The following is a 24970-nucleotide window of genomic DNA, read 5'->3' as shown; positions in this document are numbered from 1 at the left end:
GACAGGAAGATTCCCCTGTGAAACGTTGCCGCGCGGCAAAGCGTTCGTACCACATCCGCATATAAACGTCTCAATCTGATGCACCATTACCTTGGGGGCCTGCAGAAATTCGAAGGACATCACCCTCTTTCTGGCGCCCCACATCAACTCCTACAAGCGATTCCAGATCGGTACGTTTCCGCCGACCAAGGTCGCACGGAGCCAAGACAATCGGACGGTCGGTTTCCGCCTTTACGGCGAAGGCTCGGACGCCGTCCGCGTGGAGTGCCGCATTGGCGGTGCGGATCTCAATCCGTATCTCGCTTTTGCGGCCCTGATCGCGGCGGGTCTTGCGGGCATCGACGAGAAGCTGGCATTGCCAGACCCGCTTGTCGGCGACGCGTATCGGGATGCCGAGCTACCGGAAATTCCGAAAACGCTGCGGGACGCCACCGACATCAGTTCGACATTCTGTCCGCTAGCGGATGGAACCGATCGAGCCACCTCCAGCGCCGGGCCGCATTGTCCGGAACGTAACATTCGCAACACGAACAATCGGACGATGCACCGCCATAACCCGACATTGTGCCGGTCAACATTCCGCAAATTGTGCTCCGACTGTAGATGCTCGCTTGGCACAACGCTTGCGATCCATCGCCGACAACTCAAGAGACCTGACATGCTCAATCCGATCATCAATGACACGACACTTCGTGACGGCGAACAGACCGCCGGCGTCGCGTTTCGCACCGAGGAAAAATGCGCGATCGCCGCCGCACTGTCGCAAGCCGGCGTGGCCGAACTCGAAATCGGAATTCCTGCCATGGGCGAAGACGAAATGGCGTGCATCGCTGCAATCGTCGACCTGAACCTCGACGCCCGCCTGACGGTTTGGGGGCGCCTCACCGACGAGGATCTCACCGCGGCATTGCGCTGCGATGCCGATATCGTTCATCTCTCGGTTCCCGTTTCGGATATTCATTTGCAACACAAGCTGCGGCAGTCGCGCAGTTGGGTACTAGCGCAGATCGCACGCGTCGTCGACGAGGCAGCGAAAAACCATCCCAAGATTTCCCTCGGCATGGAAGACGCCTCGCGCGCGGATCCCTCATTTCTCATAGAAGTGGCTCAATGCGCGCAGCAGCACGGGGCCCAGCGCGTGCGCTTTGCCGACACTGTCGGTATCCTGGACCCCTTTAAGACCTTCTACGCCATTGCAGCGCTGCGCGTCGCCGTCGATCTGGAGATCGAAATCCATGCGCACGACGACCTCGGGCTCGCCACAGCCAACACACTGGCCGCCCTTGGGGCCGGCGCGACCCATGCGAGCACCACCGTCAACGGGTTGGGTGAGCGCGCCGGCAATGCAGCGCTGGAAGAAGTCGTGATGGGCGCGCGGCACCTGCTGCGACGAGACACTGGCGTCGACACCAGGGCGCTGCCCGACATTTCGTCGTTGGTCGAACAAGCCTCAGGCCGCGCAGTTTCCTTCAACAAGAGCATCATCGGCAGGAGCATCTTTACTCACGAGTCGGGCATTCACACCGACGGCCTCGCGAAGCACCCCACGACCTACGAGGGATTCGATCCAGCAGAGCTCGGCCGGCAACGGTCGACGATACTCGGGAAACATTCTGGATCTCAAAGTGTGCGTGAGGCCTACGACGCTCTAGGCGTGAGCGTGTCGGAGCGGCTCATCCCGCTTCTGCTTGCGCGCATCCGCTCTTTCGTCACGCAGCACAAGCAGGCGCCGAATGCAAGCGATCTGCGCCGCTTCCTGACCCAAGCCCACAGCACGCGGGTGAAGGTGTCGTGAGTGTGGTGATGGCGGCCAAACTTGTCCAATAGAAATAACGACATGCAAGAAGTTATCGAACAACTGCGTCACCTTTCGTCGGCCGAGGATTTCCTGCGATTCTTCGACATCGCATTCGACGAGAAGGTGGTGAACGTGAGCCGCCTGCACATCCTCAAGCGCTTCTTTCAGTATATCGAGCAACAGAAAGAGCTGCCGCGTAACAACGCGACGGCCGTGCTCGCCGTCTATCGATGCTTACTGCAGAAGGCCGACAACGACTTCGTTGTATCCACGCCCGCGGAGCAAAAGGTCTTCAAAGCGTCCAGCCTGCGCGACGTGTCGCTGAAACTCGTGCACAAGATATTCGCTCGCCATCCGACATTGGAGGCGGACCTGTTGATGAAGAGGGCCTCATGAACTCGCCCGCTGCCTCGGAAAAGAAGCCAGCCGCGCCGGTCAAACGGGCCGCCGGCCGTAACCTCGATCTGCCCGAACGTCTGAAAGCCTACCAGGGCGTCTGGGTCTTTCTCGAGCACGACCGCGGCCACGTGCATAGCGTGTCGTGGGAGCTGCTCGGTGAGGCGCGCAAGCCCGCCGACAAACTCGGCAGTCGTGTCGCTGTGGCCGTGCTCGGCGGTACCGACGAGCCGCTTGAGCAGTTTGCCAGTGAGGCGTTCAGTTTCGGCGCGGACAAAGCGTATGTGATTCACGACCCTGTGTCGCTCGGCTATCGCAACGAACCGTTCACGAAGGGGCTGACCGACCCGGTCAACAAGTACCGCTCCGAGATTCTGCTGCTCGGTGCAACCTCGATGGCCCGGGATCTCGCCGGATCTGTCGCAACGACGCTCTTGACCGGCCTCACCGCCGACTGCACTGAGCTGAACATTGACCCGTAGTTGCCGCATTCTGTGCACGGACCATCACAACCTCGAATGGGTGTGTCCGCGCGGCGGGCATCGCATCCAGTTCAGGTTCGCGTAGACAAACACATCCATCGTCACATCGGCTTCCGAGCGCCGCAAAAGCGGCCGGACGCCTCACCATATCGGAGTAAATTGATGAATCTCACTACTGGTATCGAATCGACCGATCTCTTCGGCGGCAACGTTCCCTCCCCCGTGCTACAGCTGATCGAGAGAACCCACGGCGGCAGCAATGACGATGTGGCCGCCGCGTTGTGGACTGCGGTCCTGTCGTACCCGCGCTGCCTGCCACCCTACTATCTGCTGTATAAGTTCCATGCGAACCGGGGTGAACTTGGCGAGGCGCAGGAGGTCGCGACCAAGGCTTTGGCAGTCGCCGCCCGGCAAGCGTCGCTCGACAGCGACTGGTGTGCGGTACAGCCGGGCGACACCGACTTCACCATTCCTGGTCCGGGCCGCTTCTGGCTCTTCACACTGAAGGCGCTCGCGTTCATTAGCGTGCGGCGCGGTGAGCGCGCCGTTGCACTGAAGCTGATCGCCAAGCTGCGCAGGCTGGACCCGATCGATTGCATAGGCTTGGACGTCGTGGAAGCCTTGCTCGCACAGTCCGCGTCCCGATAATCGCCGCCGGAAGAGGTCCCTGCGCTATTTCCAGCCATGATCGTTCCTCAGGTGGATGCATAACCATAAAGGAGAAAATCCATGAAGAATCATGTCGCATCTTCACAAAGTCCATCACCGACTGTTGACCTATTGTATGACTACGCGCCGTTCCTCCAGCTCTGCGAGTCTGAAGGGGGAATCGGCTCCTTTTCATCACGCACCCCAACTCCGCGCGTTGCCATCGTAGGGGCCGGTATCAGCGGTCTTGTGGCGGCCACTGAACTGATGCGGGCAGGCGTAAACGACGTTACGGTCTTTGAGGCCCGCGATCGCATTGGAGGAAGAATATGGTCACAAGTATTTGATCCGCGCTACCCGCACCTTATTGCTGAAATGGGCGCAATGCGGGTCCCTCCGAGTGCAACCGGTCTTTTCCATTATTTGAACAAACACGGCATTTCCACGACCGCGTCTTTCCCCGATCCAGGAGTGGTTGATACCGAATTGCATTATCGCGGCACTCGCCATACCTGGCCGGCGGGGGATTCGCCGCCGCCTTTGTTCAGGCTCGTTCATGAAGGCTGGAGGGCCTTTTTGCAGGATGGGTGCGTGATCAATGGCACATCTCTTGTAGCGCCGGCAGAAATCACGGTCATGTTGAAGTCACATCGCTTTCAGGAAGCGCGTGCGGCATGGCAAACGTGGCTCGATGTCTTCCGTGACAGTTCTTTCTATGCCGCCATTGTCGCGATTTTCACTGGTCCTCGCCCCCCCGGAGGCGTCCCTTGGGAAAGGCCTTATGACTTTGAGCTGTTTGGCTCTCTGGGAATAGGATCCGGCGGTTTCCTACCTGTTTATCAGGCCGGATTCACCGAAATACTGCGCTTGGTCGTTAACGGCTATCTGGATGATCAACGCCTGATTTCCTGCGGAATCTCTACACTGGCTGAGCGCCTGGCGGAAGCGGAGATCGCAGGGCGCTCCGTTGCTGAACGGGTTCGCTTCAATAGCGTGGGTCGCATCTACAAAGAAAATGGAAAGATAAAGCTGGTAACTGATGAAGACGAGGCATTGGTTTTCGACCGAGTAATCGTCACCAGCAACAACAGGGCAATGCAGATGGTTCATTGCCTGACCGACGACGAAACGTTTCTCAGCCGCGACGTTTCACGAGCCGTCAGGGAAACGCATCTTACGGGTTCCTCAAAGCTGTTCATGCTCACCCGCGACAAGTTCTGGATCACGAAAGACCTGCCAGTCACCATCCAGTCTGACAGTTTTGCGAGAGGAGTATATTGCCTTGATTACGAACCCGATAAGCCAGATGGTCAGGGTGTGGTTCTGCTTAGTTACACTTGGGAGGATGACGCTCACAAGCTACTGAGTGTTCCCGACAAAAAACAGCGGTGTGAGTGCTTTGTTGACGACCTTGCAACATTCCATCCAGAACTCGCGCGCCACCTTGTTCCCGCCGATGATGACTATGAACGTAGCGTCCTGCACCATGACTGGCTGACCGATCCGCATTCTTCGGGTGCCTTTAAGCTCAACTATCCGGGCGAAGATGTTTACTCGCAGCGTCTCTTCTTTCAGTTCAAGACCGCGAATGATCCCGCATGGGATTCCGGCCTTTATCTGGCAGGATGTGGCTGCTCTTTTACCGGAGGGTGGATTGAGGGAGCTGTGCAGACGGCTGTGAATAGCGCCTGCGCCGTCATACGCAGCGCAGGAGGAAATCTTTTACCGGGCAATCCTCTTGACGAGATCCGCAGTGCTTATCGTTACTGATATCGCACACGATGACCCCCTATTCGTGGAAATTTTATGTATTCGAAAAACACTGTGGAATCGCTTTGCGGTGGCATACGTACCGGTGCACTTTCTGCGGCTGAAATCCGGGAGCGTGCACTCAGCGCTGATGCGCATCTGAAAAAGCTCAACTGCTTCATCCGTGCTTGCGGTCCGGACGCGCATTTCGCTAAAGCGAATGATGCCCTGAAAGGCGCACCGCTCTACGGCATTCCCTTTTCCTTAAAGGACAATATTTGTGTTAAGGGGCTCCCTGTCACCGCCGGGACACCGGGGATGGAAGGTTGTATAGCCACGCGCGATGCGCTTGTTGTCAGAAAGCTGAGATCGCTCGGTGCTGTCGTTGCCGGCAAGAACAACATGCATGAACTCAGCTTTGGTATCACATCGGTCAATCCTCAATGGGGAACGGTGGGAAATCCAGCGGCTCCAGGGCATTTGGCTGGTGGCAGCAGTGGCGGCTGTGCCGCTGCTGTGGCAGCCGGTATCGTTCCGATGGCGATCGGAACGGACACCGGCGGCTCCGTAAGGATACCGGCCGCCTTCTGTGGTATCACCGGCTTCAGGCCCACAAGTGGTCGCTGGTCTTCGGCCGGAATCATTCCAGTTTCTCGCACGAAGGATTCGCCGGGCCTTCTGACGCGGACGGCGAAAGATGCATTGCTTCTATATGATCTGCTGTCCCCCGATAGCCACCTTCCGACAAAACAGAAAAATACTCGCGGCCGAATAGGCCTTCCGGCCTCCATGTGGACTGACCTGGAGGATGATGTCCGAAAGTATTGCTGGCATGCCGTCAAGCGATTGACCCGCGCTGGTTTCCAGTGCGTTGAACTGGATGACGCGGTTGTTGCTGACCTGAATAGAACCGGAACCTTCACCATTCCGGTTTACGAATTCTTCACGGACTTTCCCCGCACATTGCTTTCCCTAGGATGGGGAAACAGGATAAATGCCGTATTTGATAACATTCGCGACAAAATTGTCCGCGACATCATTCACGCCAATCTTGGTGGACAGCTTATCTCTGCCGCAGATTATTCATCAGCAATCCAGAATATAGGCGTCTTACGTCTACAAATAGACTCGCTGTTCAGCACTCAAGGCATCGATTTTCTCGTGTACCCGACAGTTCCGCGTAGCGTCCCTCATCTGAGCGATGCCAACAGGCCGGGACTGTTTGCCGAAGTGATACGTAACACCGACCTGGCCAGCAACGCCGCGATACCTTCTATCACCCTTCCAGTTGCTCCCGATGATGCATTACCGGTGGGGTTGAGTATTGACGCCGCGCGGGGTCAGGACCGCCGTCTTCTGGCCGCAGCAACGTCTATAGAAGACATTTTGGCTTCCTGAAAATGAGGCTGCTATTCAACACCGTACAGACGCACGGCACCGATAACGGCAAACATTCATACGCATTGCCAGGAGGCAGATAGCTAATGCAAATTTCGTTGAAAAGAATAAACGTGCTCTTTGACGCAGATAGTTTTGTTGACCGTCAACCTGCCGCAAAAAGTCATTTCATCTGCGGCGAAGGAACCATAAATTCGGTAAAAACGTTTCTGGTCATGAATCGCGGAGGAGACTGTGAATTTCAGGGAGGCGGACAGTGGCGCACTGCCGAGCAGATCATCAGCACAGTAACTCAGGCCCGGGATAAATGCGCCCCCTTAATCTACATTCAGGACAAGGCAGGAGGGACAGGCAGTTTCGACACCACGAAAGTGCTCTCGCCGGACATGGCCAGACTACTTTTATCCCCATTTGGAATGGGCAGGGTCAGTGCATCCCTCGCCGAATTTGCAGAAGGGAATTTGCTAATTTCCGCCATACTCGGTCCGACCTCAGGTCCACTTGCTTTACCGTTGATGCTCGCAGACCTGGTGTTGATGACTGAGAAAGGCGCTCTATGTATGGGACGTCCGGATATGGTGAAGGCAATGCTGGCCCAGGAGTCCGATCTCTATTCGCTAGGTGGAACAGACGTTCACAGCAAGGGCTCGGGCTCGGTTCAACTGGTATTCAAAGATGAAGACGGTTTATTCGAGTGCATAAGAAAATTACTGCACGGAAGTTTCAAAAGCAAGGCACCCCATGGTCTTGAATATGAAGAGCCCGATGCGGCTGATTTTGGAAAATTAATTCCATCAGATCATCGCGAACCCTATGATATGCATCATTTGCTGCATTCCTTTATCGACAAAGGCAGCTTTACGGAAATAAGCGCCGAATACGCGGAGGAAGTGTTGACCGCCTACGCGAGCATCAAAGGAAATTTCGCTGCAATTATTGCCAACAACCCCTGACATAATGGAGGTGCAATTTATCGGAAATCCGCCTCAAAAATGATAAAAATGATAAATATTGCCGCAAAAACCAACATGCCAATCATATTCATTGCCGATATCCCGGGATTTATGATCGGCAGAGAGGCTGAAAATAGTGGCATATTTTCGGCTGCAGCGGAATTATTCAGAGCACATGTTCGATGCAAGGTACCAAAGTTACTGCTCGTTGCCAGAAAAGCGTATACGGGAGGCGTGTACGCCATGTGTGGTCCTGGATTTGACCCTGTGGCAGTACTGGCGTATCCGCAGGCCCACATCGGCGTTTTCAGCCCGGACACGATGAAGAAAGTAATGTCTGAATCTGATGAGACCACCAGATCCATAATGCGAAAACTGACCGATGAGATTGAAAACCCCGAATTGTTGAAAATTAATGGGCTGATTACCGATGTCATCGAGATAGAACATACTCGGGAACAAATTACCAAGTATTTGTTCCCTGTAGGGAGTGAAGCTGGCGCCTGAGTTGAATCGCAAGCGTCTCACTTCCACAGTCCAGCGCAGTCTGCTTGTCGGTAACGCGGAGACATGGCGGGCGGATATCGCCGCGTTAAAGGGCGAAGTTTCGCGGTTTGGCGTCGGCCTGCCGTTGTTGAGGGCTAGCGAGGAGGTGCATGCGGCATCGACTGAAGCCGACGCCGACCGAATCTCGACGAACCAGGTTGCGGCCCCCAGCGAAGCCAGGCTCAACCGCGAGCAGATCCAGAAGGACCGAGAAAATGTTGAAACCAGCGCCCGCTGGCCGTGGAAGTCCGGCGTTAAGTCGTGAGTTCGGTGCACGGAGTGGTGGCAGGCTGCCGAACCATCGCCATCACTCACAACCGTCCGAGAAACCTCTATCACATAACGGCCGCTAGCGTCGACCGGCGACAGTCCCCGTGGCGCACCGCACGCGTACTGTGAGCGATAGACTTCATTAATGATGATCTTCAGCACCCAGCGATCGCGCAGTTGCAGCGTCGTCCATCACCGCGGCGCCATTCAGGCGACAACCAGATTGACACAGCTTGCCGGTCGCGCCGAACCTGCTCGATCAGGCGTTTGCCGTCACCGTGCTGAATCAGGCCTGGTGTGGCGATATACGTTATATCGCCACAAAACCCTCGAAACCCCACAAATCCATGCCGCAAAAACCTTGCAGAAAAATGCCATTTTCTAACTTGGGTGGGTTGGTCTTCGCGTGGTCTCACGCGGAGGGAACCATGCGTGACGCCTCCTGCAATATTATCTCCCGCATCCAATTGCTTGCCGGATCACTGTTGTGAAGGGCAGACCATTGGACGGCCTCGGTAAATGGGGGAAGTGGCAGCGGAAGTTCGACGATCCGCAGAGGCATCATTTTTTCGAAATACTTGACCAGCCTCAAGGGCATCGTCCCTATACGGTCAGTGTTTAATAGCATAGGCGGGATCATGCTAAAGCTCTGCACGATGACCTCGTCCCGTCTCTTGAGACCGTGCTGACGCAAAAACCATTCCTCGATGGAGGGCTGCCGCGTACGCCCGAACTTGACCACAACGTGCCCCATCGACATATATCTCTCGAATGTAAGCTGCCCTGATAGCTGCTTGTTCGTGCGGCAGCCTACGCACACGAGCGTCTCCTCGAACAGCTTCGCTTTAGGGTGCGCGCTCGTCATGAACAATTCCGGCAAGATAAGAAAATCGGCTTCGCCGCGCCGGAGAACCTCATCGGGGTCATCGGCAAGTGGCAGCAATTCGAAACTGACGGCGGGAGCTTCCCGTGCAATACGCTCCACGATCTTTCGAAAAAATACGACTGCCATGAAATCGGAAAGGATGATCCTGAAGCGGCGATCCGATTTGGCTGGGTTGAAGACGTCCTGGGAAATAACGGAGAGCTGGATGTGCACCAGCGCCTCGCGGATTGGAGCAGCGAGCCCTTCTGCACGCGGTGTTGGGACAAATTCCCGGCCCCTCATCGTAAATAGTTCATCGCAAAAATAGGCGCGTAGCCGGGCGACGGCCGCGCTCATGGCCGGCTGGCTCAGGTTGATGCTGCGTGCCGCCGCGGTGAGATTACGCTCGGTCATCAGAGCATCGAGCGCGACGAGGAGATTTAGATCGAGGCCCTTGAAACGCATGATCCCAGGTTATCCATAATGTAGATGTGTTCCATCAAAACAATCGATTTTACGAATTGTACGGCATGGAGGATAGTGTTCCTGGTAGATCCGTTTCAATTTCGCAACCTGCTGGCGCCTTCGTGGTGCCGGGATAGTGGATGAAGTGTGTCGTAGAACTGAGCGAAGCCGAGGAAATGACGTTGCAGCAGTTGTCGATCAATCACATGCATCGGGAGCCCTCCTCGCGAACCCGCCGCATGTTTGGCAACGATTGGGGATTTCCTCGGGGGTTCCAGCGCTTCAGCTTTCTGGTCGCGCCATCCTTCAGCGCCAAGAAACGCGACCCTGGACCAAACGGTACAGAATTTTCATGAATTGCGGCGCCATTTTGCAGACGGACCCTACGCGAGATTCTTTGGGGCTGGTGACGTTTGACCGGTATTCGCAGCGGCGAGCGATACCCTACCTTACTTATGTGGTAGGGGTTCGAGTCTTGCCAGTAGGGCCTTCCTACCACGATGAAGGAGAGAAACATGCTGTGCTTAGGAGTGAGCGGCGGGCTAGACAAAGTTAATGAAAATTCACTCGAACTGCCGAACACATTTCTGCACGACGGCGCCGCGGTGCTTGTCCGGGACGGACGCGTAATAGCGGCCGTCGAAGAGGAGCGCCTCAACCGGATCAAGCACTCTAACAAGTTCCCGAGCAGTTCAATTCAATACTGCCTCGCATCCGCAGGGATTCAGCTCAGCGATATCGACCGCATTGCGTTTTACGCTACCGAGGCCTATTGCAACGTTATGCTCGAACGCCTGTTCCTGTCCCAGCCGAACATCTCCATTCCGGTGGATGCCAAGCTGTTTCTGCGTAACTTACTAATGCGGGAATTCGGTACCGAGGTCGATCCTTCGCGAGTCGCATTCGTGAGTCACCATCTGGCGCATGCCGTGAGCGCGTTTGCGATGTCTGGATTCGAGCAAAGTCTGATCCTCGCGGTCGATGGCGGCGGTGATTTCCTCTCGGGGCTCTTGGCGCTCGGATCTGGAACCGAAATTACGCAACTCGCGACTTTCGCAGAGAATAACTCTCTAGGGCTGTTTTATCTCGAAACAATCCGGTATCTCGGTTACGGCTTGTTCGACGAATACAAGGTCATGGGGCTTGCCCCTTATGGGGATCCCGCTCCCTATCGCGGGCTCTTCGAGCAATTCTATCAACTGTCCGCCAACGGTGAGTACCGCGTCTACCTGGACCGCATCGGTCCGACGTTGCTCCGCAGCATCCAGGTCCGGCGAAAGGGAATGCCATTCACACAGCAGCATCGAGATGTGGGTGCTTCATTGCAGGAAGCGCTGGAGCGGATCGTGTTTCACATTCTCCGCCATCATCGCGAGGTCACCGGTATGAAGCGGCTGTGTATAGCCGGAGGAGTAGCTCATAACTGCACCATGAACGGTAAGCTGCTGTATTCGGGACTTTTCGAAGACATCTTCGTGCAGCCCGCAGCGCATGACGCCGGTTGCGCATTAGGCGCTGCCCTTATGATGTCAAACGACTTCGGTCGGCCCGCGCCGCGTGAGCGATTGCAGGAGGTTTATTGGGGGCCCGATCTTGGGAGCGATCTGGTCGTGGAGCAAGAATTGAATGCGTGGGCCGGACACCTCGACGTTGAACGCAGTGATGACGTGGCAGGCATAGCAGCGGACTGGATGGCCAATGGCGCCGTGATCGGCTGGGTGCAGGGTCGTTCGGAGTTCGGGCCACGCGCGCTTGGCAACCGCAGCATTCTTGCCGATCCCAGGCCGGTGGCAAACAAGGACCGGATCAACGCCATGGTCAAAAAGCGTGAGGGTTACCGACCGTTCGCGCCATCAGTGCTCGAGGACGATGCGCGCGAATTTTTTGACCTCCCAGAGGGCACCCGCGAATTCCCTTTTATGAATTTTGTAGTTCGCGTGCGCGACTCCAAGCGTGCCTTGCTCGGCGCCATCACACACATTGACGGTACAGCGCGGTTGCAAACAGTATCGCGCAAGACCAATCCCGCCTATTGGGAGGTTATTAATGCGTTCAAGAAGCGGACAGGAATCCCAATTCTGCTCAATACTTCCTTTAATAACAACGCTGAGCCGATCGTAGATTCGGTTGCAGACGCAATTGCCACATTTCTGACGACGGAGCTGGATGGACTTGTGGTCGGGCCGTTCCTCGTCAAAAAGCGGCCCGCAACGCAGGAACATTGGACTGCGCTCGCGGTTTCACTGCCGCCCTATGCATCGCTCTATCGAGTCCGCGCTCACACAGCGCGGGATCGTCAGGAGACGGTGTGCGAAATTCGCACCGGCGGCTCCAACTATGACAGTGTGCGGATTTCAGATGAGTTGTTCGATCTGCTGATGCGGATCGAAGGCGAAGCCGTGCTCGGACATCTTCTCGATTCAATTACGCCTGAGCAGACTCGACGTGAAGCCCTCGTCAAGGAGCTGCGCGGATTGTGGGAACAGCGTCGGGTTCGGCTACATCCCTCACGGGCGTTGTCACGGTAACGACGCGCCTCCAATGAGTTGCTGAAGGTCTGAAGCCAGGTAACAGCACTCGCGAGCTATTTTTCCAGAACGTTAAACAATAGCGTTTGGCCGCCGTGCAGTTCTTGTACCAACACGCCGGTGTCCAACGGAGCACCAGTCCCGGCCCAAGGTCCGGACACTTGCAGCGGCGCACCATAAAGGTAGGCGGAATTGACACATCAAACGAACTTCGAATTGCTGCGTCGGGAATTGGACGCAGACGATCCATGGCGGCTCGACAGCAATCCCTTTGAGCACGAGCGCCACAGGCAAATGCTTCGGATGGCACTTTCGCAGGGATCCGTCACAAATGCGCTCGAAGTCGGATGCGCAGGCGGAGCCTTCACGGAAAAATTGGCACCGCACTGCCAACGGCTCACCGTGATCGATATCGTGCCACACGCAATTGCCAGGACACGCGAACGGATGATGGACCCACCACACATCAATTGGATCGTCTCCGATGTCCAGCATTTTTCGACTGAGCAACAGTTCGATCTGATCGTGGTGGCGGAGGTTCTCTATTACCTCGACGGCAGCGCCGAGGTGCGCGCCGCTGTCCGCAATTTGGCACGGATGCTTGCGCCCGGTGGACAGCTGGTCTTCGGATCGGCACGTGACGCCAATTGCCGGCGATGGGGCCACATTGCCGGAGCCGAGACGGTCATAGCCATCCTGGAAGAAGAGCTGGTTGAAATCGATCGCTTGAGGTGCGTCGGTCAGTCGTCGAATGAAGACTGTCTGCTCGCCTGTTTTCGAAACGCGGCTTCGCCTTCGTGTGGACCAACTTACCAGCCTTAGGCCGGGAGATATTATGCGCATCTGTGGGATCAAACTGACGCACGACGGAGCGATCGCCCTTGTCGAGGATGGAAAACTGGTTTTTTGCGTGGAGCAGGAAAAGCTAGACAACAATCCGCGGTATCAGGCGATCGACGACCTCGACGCGATCGCGATCGCATTGGCCGAGCATGGTTTCGATGCGCACGATATCGACCAGTTTGTCATCGACGGCTGGGACGGAGTAGTCGAGTCGCAGTTTCGGGTCCTCAGTGGGTCGACTCCCGTCAGCCTGAAAGGGGCCCCTTATGCCGAACGCCGAGCCGATGATCTTCTCGCTTCGCTCGACGGCTCCGGACTGCTTGTCGGCGGCCAGTCCTTTCCTTATAAAAGCTATCCTCACGTGTCAGGCCATGTGGCCTCCGCGTACTGCACCAGTCCCTTTGCCCAAAGCGGGCAACCTGCATTCTGTCTGGTGTGGGATGGTGGCATCGTCCCACGCCTCTATCATGTAGAACGCCACCACGCCCGCCATGTTGACTGCCTGTTCCCCGTGATAGGTCACATCTACGCTGCGGCGGGTCATCACTTTGGTCCTTATAAGAAGCCGGGCGGCGCCCGGTGGGATCTGGGTGTGGCCGGCAAGCTGATGGCTTACATCGCGCTGGGCTCCGTTGACGAAGATATCGTTGAGGTATTTCGCGGGCTTTATCAGGCACGCTTTGCTGGCGACACGGAGTGTGCGCAAGCTTATCGCGAGAACATCCACAGCGCGGACGCGTCACTAGCGGCTGTGGGAGAGTTCTTCGAAGCAAGCGCGCTGCGACTGGAAGCCAAGCCGCCCGAAGACGTACTCGCCTCGTTCCATGTATTCCTCGAGCGTCTTCTCGTTCATGAAATGGGTATCGCGCTGCAGCGCCATTCGATTGCGGGGCCGAAAAATTTGTGCATCGCTGGCGGATGCGGACTCAATATCAAATGGAACAGCGCCCTGCGCGCGAGCGGTTTGTTCGACGCAATCTGGGTGCCGCCGTTTCCCAACGATAGCGGGTCTGCGATTGGCGCCGCTTGTTGCGCGCTGGCAGCCGAGAAGGGCTTCGTGCCGCTGGAGTGGTCGGTATATAGCGGACCGGCCTTAAAAGGTTGCCAAGTACCGCCCGGATGGACGGCGTCTACTTGCTCCATTGCAGAACTCGCCAGCATACTCGCCAGTAGCAAGCCCGTCGTTTTCCTTGCCGGCCGAGCCGAGCTCGGACCACGAGCATTGGGGGGCAGAAGCATTCTGGCCGCCGCGACTTTGCCCACAATGAAGGATCATCTCAACGACATCAAGTTTCGAGAGCACTTCCGTCCCGTGGCGCCAATCTGCCTTGAGGATCGTGCGCCGACCATTTTTAGCCCGGGGAGCCCTGATCCCTATATGTTGTTCGATCATCAGACGCGCGCGGAATGGCGAGAAAAAATCCCTGCCATCGTGCATCTCGACGGATCTGCCCGATTGCAGACCATTTCAAGAACTTCCGAGCATCCGGTGGCGCAACTTCTGGTCGAATACGAAAAACTGACGGGTATTCCGTTGCTCTGCAACACGAGCGCCAACTATCACGGACGAGGTTTCTTCCCGGACGCTGCTTCAGCCTGTGCGTGGGGACGCGTCGAACGTGTGTGGTGCGATGGTTTGTTACTGACCAGGACTGGTCTGTCGCCGTCAGTCGACGAAACACTTTTCGCTACGTCGCCGTTCGAAGATTGCTGACGTTGCAGCTCAGGGGTCAGTACGACGCCGTCAATTGTCCCGGCAGCTCGCTCTATCGCTACGGTCCGAAGACGATCAGCCGGCCGCCCTTGGCTCGATTTTCGCAAGCACTTATCCCGGCCGGAGGTTGCTCATCGACCCGCGGAACCTCGATGCCATCCTCGGAAATTTTCAAGGTAGTTGTCGCCTCAACGTTTAGAGTTCAGACGGCCTTTCGCTGCTGGTTATCGCGCTGCGGAGTGCCTGCCAGGTTGTCGGTTTGATCCGGGTTCAGATGCACAGCACTTACGCGCTGCCAGTTGCGCGTGCGGCCTTTCCATCGGATCGGATTGCGCTGCCGGGCACTCTCGTAGACGCCGCGCGTAGATCCAGAATGTCCTAGTCGAGTTTGGCATGACGCTGCGCCGGCGTCACGAACCGGATCGCGCTGTGACGACGTTCGTGGGTATACTAGCGCACCAGTGCGCCCACCCAGGTGCGCGCGGCGAATAGGTATCGAACGCCTTGAGCGGGTAAGCGGGCCAGTACTTCAGGGTCTTGAACAGGGAACTGCCCCCTCAGGCTCTCACAGATCCGTACGTGAATCTCTCGATTCATACGGCTCCTCTTGTCCGCCGTTCTTCGAAACGGAAATCCCAGTGCGCGAACAACTGGGGAAGACTTTCCCGACGTCGCTTTAGCCGTGCCCAATATCGTCGTTTGTGTCCTCTCAGTCGCTTTTACTTATTTCGCCCACCCGCCAAGCCGCAAGTCTATTCTGACCAGGTACCGTTTCAACGACTCCGGATAGAAGGCACCGTGGTAATTCACCCCTCCCCTGATCATCGGGTTTATGCGCCGCGCCAGTTCGGACAGCGTCAAGGAGGTACTTCGATTGAGACTCAGGCTTCGAATAGCCTGAGACATTCGCGTTAGCGCCTTTTGACTTACCGCCGGTCCGAATCCGGTGAACAGGTTTCCTTCCCGGTCCTGTACGGTCCGAGCATGAAAGCTGAAACCAAGGAAATCGAACTTGGTGTGGGTATGTTCCCCTCGACGCCGGCCATCTTTGCAGTAGACATGGTGCGTCTTTTCCAGATGTAGCAAAAGCCCACATGCGGTAAGCCGCTCCCGCAAGGCAGACAGAAACTTTTCCGCCGGCTGCTTCGTCCTGCAATGACAGACAACATCGTCGGCATACCGTTCAAACGGCACCTCCGAATGCTCAGTCTGAACCCATCGATCAAACGCGTAGTGAAGAAAGAGGTTAGCCAATAGCGGACTGATTACGCCGCTTACAATGTTGCATACTTTTCACTCCTTCGTCTGAATCATTCGAATTTTCGCTGTTGAGAACCTGCGGCTGTGGGTCGACGCGGAACACAACGACGATTTCGTCCTTGTGGATTTCGACGCGCTTGACCAGCTCCAGTACAATCTGGCGCTTCATTTCGAGGTCGATCGTATCCAGTTTTTCGGTGACAGCGGTTGCAAATTCTTCAAGCCGGTTGATGACCAGGAACAGCTCGCTTTGCACCACTCCATGATGGCGGGATTCCTGGATCAGTCCGTCAATCTGTTCGAGCCGGCTCTTCAACTGCCGTATCTTCGGCTCGAAGTCCGTCTTGTCGATGATACCGTCAGCGTAGCTGTCGATCAGCCGGGACTTGCCTTTTTTCAGATGAAACCGCTGCTTTTCCAGGCTGGCCGTGTCGAAGCCGCTCTTTTCATTGCATTCCATCATGTCAAACCGACGCTCATATTCGTTCTTCAGTCGTTCCGGATGCCTGAGCAATTCGACAACCTGTTGCCATAACAGATCATCGAGCCTGTCGGTACGTACCTGAAGATTGTCACAGATGCGATGGCCACCGAAACGGTAGGCGTCGGTTCCAACACAACGGTAATAGGCGTAGTCCCGCTGATGTCCCTTGGCCTCCGCCTTGCTCACTTTCTTTGCGTAATAGGCGACAAACGGCACTGGCCGCAGACCGTCAACCCTTGCAGCAGGCGTAACGGCTCACCGTCGCGCCTCTGGCGTGCCAGCTTGCGGTTCTCGGCCAACTGCTCCTGAGCCGACTGGAACAATGCCTCGCTGACGATCGCCGGCACCGGAATCTCGATCCAGTCCTGCCGGTCGGTACGTGTTGTCGAGTACGGCTTTCTGGGCACGTCGGCGCTGTGACGCTGGGCACGCACGCGTACCTGCAGGTGATCGCGCGACTGCGTCTTGCCGAACGCGGCCCGCCCCATGTACGCCGGGTTACGCAATACCCCCCACACTACGCTGCGGTCCCAGTATGGCTTGCCGGACGCCGTCACCGTACCCGAATCGATAAGGCGGCGTACCACTTCCCCTATGCTCAGGCGCTTCATTCCCACCCACTGGAAGATCGCCCGGATCGTTGCAGCCTGGGGCAATTCGATAACGTACCGGGCCGGCGTTCCGTCGAGCTGCCGGCGAATGTAGCGATAGCCGTAAGATGCCCCGGACAGCACATTGACGCTGCCGCGTTTGGCGCCGTGAAGCTTGCCACGACGGTGACGCTCGGCGATCTTCGCCCGTTCGTATTCCGCAATCATGCCCTGCATCTGCAATAGCAGCGACTCTTCCGGCGTCGTACCGATTGCGTGATTGAGGAACACCACCTCCACGCCGCAGGCCGAGAACTCTTCCATCAGCAGCGCCTGGCGCGCATATTTGCGCGCCAGACGGTCTGGTGACAGGATGTATAGCTGATCGATCGCGCGAGCGCGGCACAGTTGCGTGACAGGATCTGCAATCTGCATTATCCCCCGGGTACTGTACTCAGGGAGAGCGCACTTGCGGGGGAATTCGAGATCAGTCGCACACCGATCCGAGAGAATCCTCAGAGGCTGGAGTACGAAGGCCTCGTGGAAACGAGGAATGGTGTTGGCACGATCGTGAGCGGCGTCGATTTTCACCGATATCGAGACACAGACGCGTTCCGGTTAAGGTTGAGCGAGATGTTGGGCGACTTATGTTCTCCAACATGCGCTCCCGAAGCTCTTGAGCGGATTCAGCGACTGGCCCTGAGAGCGAAGGTGCTGCGAAGCCAGTCGCCAGATTTCGAAGAGTTCTGGCGGATCATCCATGAGTTGCATTCCGTAATCAACGGCATAATAATAAACGGCGAGTTTCGCCTAACGCACGATCGCTGCTACTTTCAAGCATCGCGCGCCCGGTACAACATTGTGCAGCTCTTATGCGACGAGGAGATCAAGTACCTCGACGGAGAGCTGGAGGAATGTTGCTTAGCGTTGCGCGCCGGGGACATGCGCGCCCTTGGACTAGTACAACGGAACTACATCTCGTTCGGTCTGGCCCGTATCGCCCGACTAATGTCCGAATAGTCAGCGGGGCGCGTCATATACTATTGAACATCTGTCGGCACTATGATGCCCTAAATTGACAGATGCTAGACTGAGTAAGCCGTATCCGCTGTTCTTTCTCGTCGTGCAGAGACGCGATTTATTGCTTGCGTGACGACAATTTCGCTTGCGGCACAACAGATTCGTCATCGACGCAAATGACCGTGTTTAGGTCGTGGCGCAGATAGTCTTCATGGCTCTTTGGGGATATTCCTCGCATTATCAGCTGACGGGAAAGGTATTTTTTCCAAGAAAATGCATCGAATCCGAGATGATATTCGATGTGTCGCCGCTCCGTTCCGTGTGTGAAAACAATCCATTGATGACCCAGTGGGTGAGGAGCATCGATTGGAAAAAGATTTAAACCGCAGTGCTCTGCTAAAGAACGCAGAGTTGAGACCTTGTAATACTGCACTTCCGGATACGACCAATCTGCGTTGATACTGTCGGTATCGCCAGACAGAAAAGCCGCCACAAATATTCCATTAGGTGCAAGACTCCGCGATACTGACGATAGGCAGTTTGCAATTTGACTCTTACTCGCATGCATAAATATTCCAGCAGCAATTATGTAGTCAAACTGACAATCGAACTGGGAAGCATCAAAATCGGAGTTAAATGAAAATTTGGGGCGCTTCAGGGTTATGACGGCGGAGCCAAGTTCCGCCTTGATGCCTTCCCTGAGACACCATTCTTCTGGCTCGATGCCGAAATAGCGATCGGGGCTAAGGTATATCAAAGGAAACTTGCCCCCGCGGAGCGAACCACACCCGATATCTAGAAGCAAGTGGTCCTCTCTCAATCCGAGCAAAAGCAATGTGACGAATTGCACGGCACCTAAGCGGTCATAATAGTCAGGCGGCCCTACCCAAGCACGATGATTTCTGTCCCCCATTACTGGATCCTTCGGCTGCATTTCAGCTCCTTATGAGATCGTTCAAAGAATCTATCGACGCCTAATGGCTTTTTGCAGTCGAGCGTGTTGACCTCGATCGGTGTGGCCAACGCATATACCAGATCCGGGAGCCAAGCTGTCCGGCGGCAATGCTGTCGCCGGGTGTTGACCGGCACTTCAACAATTGGCCATGACAGAAGGGAGGACGCAGGAGCCGTGCCAGTGAGTGATCCGCCCGTCAGGGCGCGTCGCTAGCCGCCTATCATCTGACGGGGTCGAAAACGTGTCATGTTTGTTACGTGAGTGTACGAACGCCGACAAAGGCTTTGTCAGGTTGCCGATCACCGAACAAAGCGTGTGCAGGCGATGCAATCGCCCAGAAAACAGCAGACGGATTCTGGGTGAGACCGGAAAAGACGCCTGGCTTCAAACCGGGGCGCGAGCTGCTTTCGATAAAGCGAAGCGCGCAGCAGATGACGCTTGAGCGCGAAGTGTTGCCGGATCGGACCGATGCACGACAGGAACGCCTGCGTGCGCCCGGGCAGGCGGACACCACGCATACATCGCTCGCGTTCACGTGTGGGCTGATGGCTGTTCTCTGTACGGTTGTTGACGCGGGCGGCCGCCTTGACGAACACATGCTTCACGTTCGCCAGCTCCGGGATTTCGGCCTTTGCTGCGGGGTAACTGCGCAACTGGTCAGTGACGATCTTCTTCGGCACCTCGGGACAGGCCGCCAGTACGCGTTTGAAGAAACGTTTCGCGGCGGCCTTGTCGCGCCGCTTCTGTAAGCAGGATGTCGAGCTCAATGCCGTGCTGGTCGACGTCACGCCTCAGCACATAAGCTTCACCGTGCAATGACATGAACACTTCATCAAGATGCCACGTGCTGCCCGGCTGGCGACGGGCAGCCTTCACGCGATGCGCGAAACCAGCCCCAAACTTGTCTATCCACCGCCGGATCGATTCATGGCTGACGATCACGCCACGCTCGAACAGCAGTTCCTCGATATCGCGCAGGCCGAGCTGGAACCTGAAATACCAGCGTACGGCATGGCTGATGACTGACGCCGGGAACCGGTGACCGTGATACAGCGATTTCGTTTTCTTCATCGCTTCATCTTAACTGACCGCGGCGCCAACGTGACAAAGCCTCCCATAGGGAGGGTACGTTGTCCCCGAAGCTTCGAACCCGACCGTTTCCAGTCGCGCACGTCCGGGTAGGCGACTGCTGGTCGCACAGCAGGTCACAACTCCAACCTCCAATGTTCCGGGATTGAACGTGACAAGGCAGAATCGAGCTTTGCCATCCTTGCGGCATGCCGAATAGCGCTCGGCGGACGGCAACACGTGTCGCACACGGCTGTAGTACTAACCTTTCACCGCACCCCATCGCGCAGAAGCCCATTCAAGCGGCGCGAAGTCGTTGAACGCTCGCCAAGTGTCTTCGCACCGCCGCCCTACATGCGATTTATCAGTAAGCGGAAAGAAGTTGTCCATAGCCGTTGACGCGGTCTAGCATTCCGGCAAGTCTCATGACATCCCATGCGACAGCTTGATTGCTGGTGACAACTGGTTTTCCTGTGCGACGTTCGATTTCCTCGATGACTTCGATCGACCTGAGGGCGCCGCAACTGATGAAAATTGCATCCGCATCTGGCCGGTCCAAGAAAAGCGCCATGTCCACGATAGTCTCAGGTGTGACACGCACCATATCGCTGTCCTTCTCTAATTGCAAGCCGTGAATCGCGAGCACTTCGAATCCCTCGTTTTCCAAATATTCCTTTTCCATCACATTGATTTCGTCGAGATAAGGGGTACCGATTACGATCCGCTTCGCACCGACAGCGCGGAGTCCGCGGATGACTGCAGTGACCATACTAGTTGTCTTCGCGTTCGGGGCACCGCGGGACAGTTCGGTGAACACTTTTTTCTCGCCGACTACCAGGCTACCCGAGGTACAGCCGTAGCAGATCACGTCAAGGCTTCCATCTGGAAGGATTCGCGCCGCTGAATCGGCAAGGCTCAAAGCGATGTTGCCGAGGGACTCCCTGGTGATACTGTCCGGGTTTGGAACTCTGGTGAAATGGATGCCCATCCCCTTCGGAAGCAAAGTGAACATGTCTTCCTCGATGGTCTGCTCAGTGGCAAGCAGCACAAAACCGGCTTTCGCACGGTCGTGACGACCGCCATCGAGAACAACATCGAAACCAGCGTTGATACTCACAATTCGTGTTCCTATCAGTAGAAAGAGGCGAGCGCGTAGCAGCGATAACCCCAATGGCAACGCAAAAAACTAGCCGGTTATAAATCGTGCGATACGAGCTAGCCCGAAGGATATGTAGTTACGCTGCACCAGCCCGAGAGCGCGCATATCGGCGGCACGCAGAGCTCGACAGCACTCTTCCAACTCATGATTAAGGTACTCGACTTCCTCGTCCCAAAGATCAGTCACGAAGTTGTACCAGACACGCGACGCTTGGAAGTAGCAGCGATCATGTGTCTGCCGCAGCTCCTTGTTTCGGATCAATTCGTTGACGGAGAAATGAAGCTCGTGGAGGATCGACCAGAACTCGTCAAAATTATGCGGAGAAGCCGACAGTGCCGCGGCGCGCGGCACCAGTTGCTCGATGCGCTCTAACGCTTTTGGGGCGTCGGTAGGCGAGCAAAAGTCGCCCAGCATTTCGCTTAACCTCAAGCGGAAGTTGTACGTATCACGGTATTCGCGGAAATCCACCCCGCTGACGATCGTGCCAACGCCGTTCTTCGTCTCGACGAGCCCTTCGTACTCGAGGCGCTGCAGGACTTGACGAATAGGCGTGCGGCTGACCTCGAATTCTTCTGCAAGCAAGGTCTCCCCAAGCAGCGTGCCTGGAGGATAGCGAAGGCTACAGATGCGATCCCGCACCGTCGTATAAATGTCTGGCGTTTGGTTCCGAACTGCCGACGCTCGTGGCGCCGGCCGCGAACCTTGTCCTTTAAGTTTAACCGCGCGTCCCATTGATCGTCCTTCGCGAGGAGAGGCCGATAGCCGCCGCCCCAAGCGCTGTTGTGTGCGAATTCCGCGCAATGATAGCGCCAAAGTGGCCCCCCCGCAACCTGTACACAGCTCGTAACGTTTGCAACGAGTCCAATTTACGGCACACCGCCTATGATCGCCGGAAACGCCTAGTCGCCATCTTCCAAAAAGTTGTATTGCATTGATTTGCAATGCATTTATTAAAATAATTGACGTGCGAACTGGCTATGTCGACTGGACAAGTCTAAGCGCATTTCCCACTTGACATTCTAATTTTGCGCTCCTAGAGTCCAGCTGTGTACCTGCTGCATACAGCTAACAACCGGAGAAATTTGTGAACGAGTACAAAGGCCGAGTAAGCAAGTTGCGAGAAGCGCTGCGCGTCGCACATGTCGACCTGGCACTGATTACTGATCCAGACTCGGTGGCTTACTTCGGGGGCTTCTGGAACTATCTTGGAGTCGAATTTGGTCGTCCGACGTTGATGGTCATCCCTCAAGATCGCGATCCGGTTTTGATTACGCCTCTCATGGAATCCGAGATGTGTGCTCGGATGACGTGGATCAAAGATATTCGCCCCTGGGCCGATGGGATTGATGACGAGTGGCGCAAACCGCTACAGGATGTGTTGCAGGCTTCGGGGGCAAAACGCCTAGGTATAGAGCGCGCGAAGATGCCAGCACTTGTCGCCAATGCACTGCCGGTCGAGCCCGGCAGCCTTACCGACATTGGTCAGATCATTTTTGATCAGAGGACCATCAAGTCGGATAGCGAAATCGCGATCATGAAACAAGCCGGCCAGGTTGCCGTGGCAATGGTCGAGTCCGCGAAAGACGTCATCAAGGAAGGTGTGCCTGAATACGAAATCGCGCTGGCTGTTATAGCAGGCGGCACTCGGAAAGCGGCCTCGTTCTTGAACGACCACGAGGACCGCTTCGTGTCTCCCACTATCTATAACCTTCAGATTCTTCAGTCTGGGCGCGATGTCTGTCTTGTGCATCGAAGGTCTTCCGTTCGCAAGCTGAAGCGCGGGGACCCGGTTTACCTTTGCTTCTGCGGCATTGCGAATTTCAAGAACTATAAACTCGGTTTCGATCGCGAGTTCTTTGTCGGTTCTGTGACCGACGAACAAGCTCGCGTCTACGAGGCGGCCGTGGCTGCGCAGCAAGCCGCGCTAGCACAGATTAAACCGGGCGTACGCTGCGAGGACGTCAATGCTGCCGCCGAACAGGTTTACCGCGATGCAGGTTTTGCGCCGGGCTATCGTACCGGGCGTTCGATCGGATATTCGTTCCTAGAAACACCCGAGTTGAAGCGCGGTGAGCAGCGGACGCTGGAAGCCGGTATGACGTTCGCGGTCGACGGCGGCATCACTATCGAAGGGGAATTTGGCGGGCGGATCGGTGATTCGATTGTTGTCACGGCGGACGGGTTCGAGTATTTGACTAACTATCCGCGCAACCTGGCAGTGGTGTAAGTGTCATGGTCGATTCAGTCATCCTCAAAACACTGATCGCGGTGAACCGCGAGTTCTTTGGCAGTCGTTGGAGCGACAGAGACCTCGAGGAACTCGTCAATCCGCGTTTCGGTGTGGTTTCAGATTTATCGAGTCTGGTCGAGCGACTTTCAGCGATCCGAGAGAAGAATCTCGCTGACTTGGCTCCTCCGTGGATCTCGGAGACCCAGCGATGAAACAGGCTAGCGGCGCTACCGTGCGAGAGATTGCCGCGGCACTATCGTGCGGCGATGCCACGGCCCTCCAGGTCGTGAACAACAGTGTAGAACTCGCCGAGGGCAATAATGCGTGGCTCAAAAGCCTAATCACTGTAACGAGTGAACGAGGCCGCCTGGAAGCAAAAGCGGCCGATGAGCGTCGTCGATCGGGGAGCAGACGAGGGATGCTCGACGGCATGCCGTATGCCGCCAAAGATGCTTTCGAGACCAAAGGTATTCGGACAACGGCGGGAAGTAAAGTCCTCGCCGAGCACGTTCCGCGCAACGATGCAGCTTTGATTCGCAAACTAACGGATGCAGGTGCGGCCTTGGTTGGAAAGGCGAACATGCACGAATTTGCGTACGGCGCGACCGGAGAAAATCAATTTTCAGGCACGACTGTCAACCCCTGGGATGAACGGCGCTTGGCGGGAGGGTCAAGCGGCGGCTCTGCAGCTGCGGTTGCTGCTGGCATTGTTCCGTTCGCGCTTGGAACTGACACGGGAGGTTCTGTGCGCGTGCCAGCGGCCCTCTGTGGCGTGGCAGGATTTAAACCCACGTTTGGCCTGTTGGACTCAACTGGCGTCATTCCGTTTTGCTGGACGCTCGACCATGCTGGCATCATCGCAGGAAATGCCGATGACGTCTCGGTGGTTGCCGACTGTCTCACTGACCTTGATATCTTCGGTGGTGAGAGCTCCCTTCGTTCGCTGCGCATCGGGTTACCAACGGCATGGACCTCGCTTTTGGAACCGAGCGTTCGCGCAGGTTATGAACGTGCCATAGCGGCGTTGAGGGCGTCTGGCGCTACATTCCACGACGTTGAGTTGCCGGATCGTGCGGAATCGAGGACCGTGTCGCTCACCATCCAACTGGCTGAAGCTCTGGCGTACCACTCGTCATTGATAGCCTCGTCGGGCGAGCGGTACGGAGCGGATATAAGAAGCGGCTTTGTGCTCGGCCAACAGTTGTCCGCGGAAAGCTACGTGCAATGTCAAAGGCTGCTGAGCGCTTACCGCTCGTCGTTCAAAAAGCTCTTCAAAGACATAGACGCGATCCTGACCCCTACATGTCCCATCGTCGCGCCGGAAACAGGCAGTACCCGCATTCCCATCGGTGAGGAACTCTTCCCGGTTGGTAATGCGCTGACACTATTTACGTCGTTCTTCAATTTGGTCGGCGCGCCTGCTATTGCATTACCTGCCGGCAGGGACGAAAGAGGACTGCCAGTCAGCGTGCAGCTAATCGGCGCGCCTAACAAAGACAGGGATATTCTCGAACTTGCACGACATCTTGAACGGGATCTGGCACGTTAG

The 24970-nt window shown here is 56.2% G+C and carries 22 protein-coding genes and 4 pseudogenes; 18 read left to right on the top strand and 8 right to left on the bottom strand.

Translation table 11 applies throughout. The features are described from left to right. Positions 1–91: 91 nt before the first annotated feature. The 10 genes and pseudogenes from F6X39_RS36575 to F6X39_RS05235 all read left to right on the top strand — a co-directional run. A pseudogene (locus F6X39_RS36575) lies at positions 92–376 on the top strand (glutamine synthetase); the annotation flags it as partial. Between the two features lie 282 nt (positions 377–658). Then, positions 659–1795: a homocitrate synthase gene (gene nifV / locus F6X39_RS05275; RefSeq protein ID WP_262413414.1), complete on the top strand. Its 1137-nt coding sequence runs from the start codon at positions 659–661 to the stop codon at positions 1793–1795. Between the two features lie 42 nt (positions 1796–1837). Next, a complete protein-coding gene (gene nifW / locus F6X39_RS05270; protein ID WP_262413370.1) occupies positions 1838–2194 on the top strand; it encodes a nitrogenase-stabilizing/protective protein NifW in 357 nt (118 codons plus the stop codon). Then, positions 2191–2673: pseudogene (locus tag F6X39_RS05265) on the top strand (electron transfer flavoprotein subunit alpha/FixB family protein); the annotation flags it as partial. The gene nifW and the pseudogene F6X39_RS05265, both read left to right, overlap by 4 nt. Positions 2674–2838: 165 nt before the next feature. After that, positions 2839–3324: a hypothetical protein gene (locus F6X39_RS05260; RefSeq protein ID WP_187615836.1), complete on the top strand. Its 486-nt coding sequence runs from the start codon at positions 2839–2841 to the stop codon at positions 3322–3324. 81 nt (positions 3325–3405) lie between these two features. After that, entirely contained in the window at positions 3406–5094 is a 1689-nt protein-coding gene (locus tag F6X39_RS05255) for an NAD(P)/FAD-dependent oxidoreductase (protein ID WP_187615835.1), read from the top strand. Positions 5095–5130: 36 nt separating this feature from the next. Further along, the gene (locus F6X39_RS05250; protein WP_187615834.1) at positions 5131–6471 is read left to right on the top strand and encodes an amidase family protein; all 1341 of its coding nucleotides are present in this window, start codon (positions 5131–5133) and stop codon (positions 6469–6471) included. A gap of 86 nt (positions 6472–6557) precedes the next feature. Continuing rightward, positions 6558–7931 (top strand): annotated as a pseudogene (locus F6X39_RS05245) (carboxyl transferase domain-containing protein). 1 nt (position 7932) lies between these two features. Next, positions 7933–8235, top strand: coding sequence for a hypothetical protein (locus tag F6X39_RS05240; protein WP_187615833.1), 303 nt, complete (start codon positions 7933–7935; stop codon positions 8233–8235). A 150-nt stretch (positions 8236–8385) separates the two neighbouring features. After that, positions 8386–8625, top strand: coding sequence for a hypothetical protein (locus F6X39_RS05235; RefSeq protein ID WP_187615832.1), 240 nt, complete (start codon positions 8386–8388; stop codon positions 8623–8625). Positions 8626–8652: 27 nt separating this feature from the next. Here F6X39_RS05235 and F6X39_RS05230 read toward each other — a convergent pair whose 3' ends face one another. Further along, complete coding sequence (locus F6X39_RS05230) at positions 8653–9570, bottom strand: LysR family transcriptional regulator (protein ID WP_187615831.1); 918 nt, start codon at positions 9568–9570, stop codon at positions 8653–8655. A gap of 140 nt (positions 9571–9710) precedes the next feature. Here F6X39_RS05230 and F6X39_RS37320 point away from each other — a divergent pair, with 140 nt between their 5' ends. The 4 genes from F6X39_RS37320 to nodU all read left to right on the top strand — a co-directional run bounded on the left by F6X39_RS37320 (position 9711) and on the right by nodU (position 14655). Then, a complete protein-coding gene (locus F6X39_RS37320; protein ID WP_316251660.1) occupies positions 9711–9926 on the top strand; it encodes a hypothetical protein in 216 nt (71 codons plus the stop codon). Between the two features lie 159 nt (positions 9927–10085). Then, complete coding sequence (locus F6X39_RS05220; RefSeq protein WP_187615830.1) at positions 10086–12098, top strand: carbamoyltransferase; 2013 nt, start codon at positions 10086–10088, stop codon at positions 12096–12098. A 192-nt stretch (positions 12099–12290) separates the two neighbouring features. Further along, positions 12291–12920, top strand: a complete 630-nt coding sequence (nodS, locus tag F6X39_RS05215; RefSeq protein ID WP_187615829.1) for a nodulation methyltransferase NodS — start codon at positions 12291–12293, stop codon at positions 12918–12920. Beyond that, positions 12898–14655: a nodulation protein NodU gene (nodU, locus tag F6X39_RS05210; RefSeq protein WP_316251659.1), complete on the top strand. Its 1758-nt coding sequence runs from the start codon at positions 12898–12900 to the stop codon at positions 14653–14655. The genes nodS and nodU overlap by 23 nt, the downstream gene beginning before the upstream one ends. Before the next feature lie 723 nt (positions 14656–15378). On the opposite strand, the gene F6X39_RS37545 is transcribed toward nodU, so the two are convergent. Genes F6X39_RS37545 through F6X39_RS36565 form a run of 3 tightly spaced genes read right to left on the bottom strand, consistent with a single transcriptional unit; the run spans position 15379 to position 17424 of the window. Beyond that, positions 15379–15909 (bottom strand): reverse transcriptase domain-containing protein, encoded by a 531-nt coding sequence (locus F6X39_RS37545; RefSeq protein WP_187615828.1) that lies wholly within the window; start codon positions 15907–15909, stop codon positions 15379–15381. Then, entirely contained in the window at positions 15902–16585 is a 684-nt protein-coding gene (locus F6X39_RS36570; RefSeq protein WP_262413367.1) for a hypothetical protein, read from the bottom strand. The genes F6X39_RS37545 and F6X39_RS36570 overlap by 8 nt, the downstream gene beginning before the upstream one ends. Further along, positions 16582–17424 (bottom strand): recombinase family protein, encoded by an 843-nt coding sequence (locus F6X39_RS36565; RefSeq protein WP_262413365.1) that lies wholly within the window; start codon positions 17422–17424, stop codon positions 16582–16584. The genes F6X39_RS36570 and F6X39_RS36565 overlap by 4 nt, the downstream gene beginning before the upstream one ends. On the opposite strand from F6X39_RS36565, the gene F6X39_RS05195 reads away from it, so the two are divergent. Next, complete coding sequence (locus tag F6X39_RS05195) at positions 17398–18009, top strand: GntR family transcriptional regulator (RefSeq protein WP_262413363.1); 612 nt, start codon at positions 17398–17400, stop codon at positions 18007–18009. The two genes, F6X39_RS36565 and F6X39_RS05195, sit on opposite strands and share 27 nt — an antisense overlap. 118 nt (positions 18010–18127) lie before the next feature. On the opposite strand, the gene F6X39_RS05190 is transcribed toward F6X39_RS05195, so the two are convergent. The 4 genes and pseudogenes from F6X39_RS05190 to F6X39_RS05175 form a co-directional block, all read right to left on the bottom strand. Next, positions 18128–18943, bottom strand: a complete 816-nt coding sequence (locus tag F6X39_RS05190; protein ID WP_187615827.1) for an SAM-dependent methyltransferase — start codon at positions 18941–18943, stop codon at positions 18128–18130. A 364-nt stretch (positions 18944–19307) separates the two neighbouring features. Continuing rightward, a pseudogene (locus F6X39_RS05185) lies at positions 19308–20035 on the bottom strand (IS6 family transposase); the annotation flags it as partial. Between the two features lie 361 nt (positions 20036–20396). Continuing rightward, positions 20397–21149, bottom strand: a complete 753-nt coding sequence (locus F6X39_RS05180) for an aspartate/glutamate racemase family protein (RefSeq protein ID WP_187615826.1) — start codon at positions 21147–21149, stop codon at positions 20397–20399. A gap of 69 nt (positions 21150–21218) precedes the next feature. Continuing rightward, the gene (locus F6X39_RS05175; RefSeq protein WP_187615825.1) at positions 21219–21923 is read right to left on the bottom strand and encodes a GntR family transcriptional regulator; all 705 of its coding nucleotides are present in this window, start codon (positions 21921–21923) and stop codon (positions 21219–21221) included. A gap of 352 nt (positions 21924–22275) precedes the next feature. On the opposite strand from F6X39_RS05175, the gene F6X39_RS05170 reads away from it, so the two are divergent. Genes F6X39_RS05170 through F6X39_RS05160 form a run of 3 tightly spaced genes read left to right on the top strand, consistent with a single transcriptional unit; the run spans position 22276 to position 24970 of the window. Continuing rightward, positions 22276–23418, top strand: coding sequence for a M24 family metallopeptidase (locus F6X39_RS05170; RefSeq protein WP_187615824.1), 1143 nt, complete (start codon positions 22276–22278; stop codon positions 23416–23418). Positions 23419–23423: 5 nt separating this feature from the next. After that, positions 23424–23633, top strand: coding sequence for a hypothetical protein (locus F6X39_RS05165; RefSeq protein WP_187615823.1), 210 nt, complete (start codon positions 23424–23426; stop codon positions 23631–23633). After that, positions 23630–24970, top strand: a complete 1341-nt coding sequence (locus tag F6X39_RS05160) for an amidase (RefSeq protein WP_187615822.1) — start codon at positions 23630–23632, stop codon at positions 24968–24970. The genes F6X39_RS05165 and F6X39_RS05160 overlap by 4 nt, the downstream gene beginning before the upstream one ends.

Source organism: Paraburkholderia sp. UCT2, from assembly GCF_014397665.1.
Lineage (GTDB): Bacteria > Pseudomonadota > Gammaproteobacteria > Burkholderiales > Burkholderiaceae > Paraburkholderia > Paraburkholderia tuberum.
Note: the sequence above shows the minus strand (reverse complement) of the source record. Positions and strands in the feature narration are given on the sequence as shown.

Excerpts from the sequence above, each read along its gene's own strand:
- F6X39_RS05175 (WP_187615825.1), bottom strand. The coding sequence starts at position 21,923 with ATGGGACGCGCGGTTAAACTTAAAGGACAAGGTTCGCGGCCGGCGCCA.
- F6X39_RS37320 (WP_316251660.1), top strand. The coding sequence starts at position 9,711 with ATGAAGTGTGTCGTAGAACTGAGCGAAGCCGAGGAAATGACGTTGCAG.
- F6X39_RS36565 (WP_262413365.1), bottom strand. The coding sequence starts at position 17,424 with ATGCAGATTGCAGATCCTGTCACGCAACTGTGCCGCGCTCGCGCGATC.
- F6X39_RS05190 (WP_187615827.1), bottom strand. The coding sequence starts at position 18,943 with ATGCAGCCGAAGGATCCAGTAATGGGGGACAGAAATCATCGTGCTTGG.
- nifV (WP_262413414.1), top strand. The coding sequence starts at position 659 with ATGCTCAATCCGATCATCAATGACACGACACTTCGTGACGGCGAACAG.
- F6X39_RS05255 (WP_187615835.1), top strand. The coding sequence starts at position 3,406 with ATGAAGAATCATGTCGCATCTTCACAAAGTCCATCACCGACTGTTGAC.
- nifW (WP_262413370.1), top strand. The coding sequence starts at position 1,838 with ATGCAAGAAGTTATCGAACAACTGCGTCACCTTTCGTCGGCCGAGGAT.
- F6X39_RS05260 (WP_187615836.1), top strand. The coding sequence starts at position 2,839 with ATGAATCTCACTACTGGTATCGAATCGACCGATCTCTTCGGCGGCAAC.
- F6X39_RS05165 (WP_187615823.1), top strand. The coding sequence starts at position 23,424 with ATGGTCGATTCAGTCATCCTCAAAACACTGATCGCGGTGAACCGCGAG.
- F6X39_RS05235 (WP_187615832.1), top strand. The coding sequence starts at position 8,386 with ATGATGATCTTCAGCACCCAGCGATCGCGCAGTTGCAGCGTCGTCCAT.
- F6X39_RS05230 (WP_187615831.1), bottom strand. The coding sequence starts at position 9,570 with ATGCGTTTCAAGGGCCTCGATCTAAATCTCCTCGTCGCGCTCGATGCT.
- F6X39_RS05220 (WP_187615830.1), top strand. The coding sequence starts at position 10,086 with ATGCTGTGCTTAGGAGTGAGCGGCGGGCTAGACAAAGTTAATGAAAAT.
- F6X39_RS05250 (WP_187615834.1), top strand. The coding sequence starts at position 5,131 with ATGTATTCGAAAAACACTGTGGAATCGCTTTGCGGTGGCATACGTACC.
- F6X39_RS05160 (WP_187615822.1), top strand. The coding sequence starts at position 23,630 with ATGAAACAGGCTAGCGGCGCTACCGTGCGAGAGATTGCCGCGGCACTA.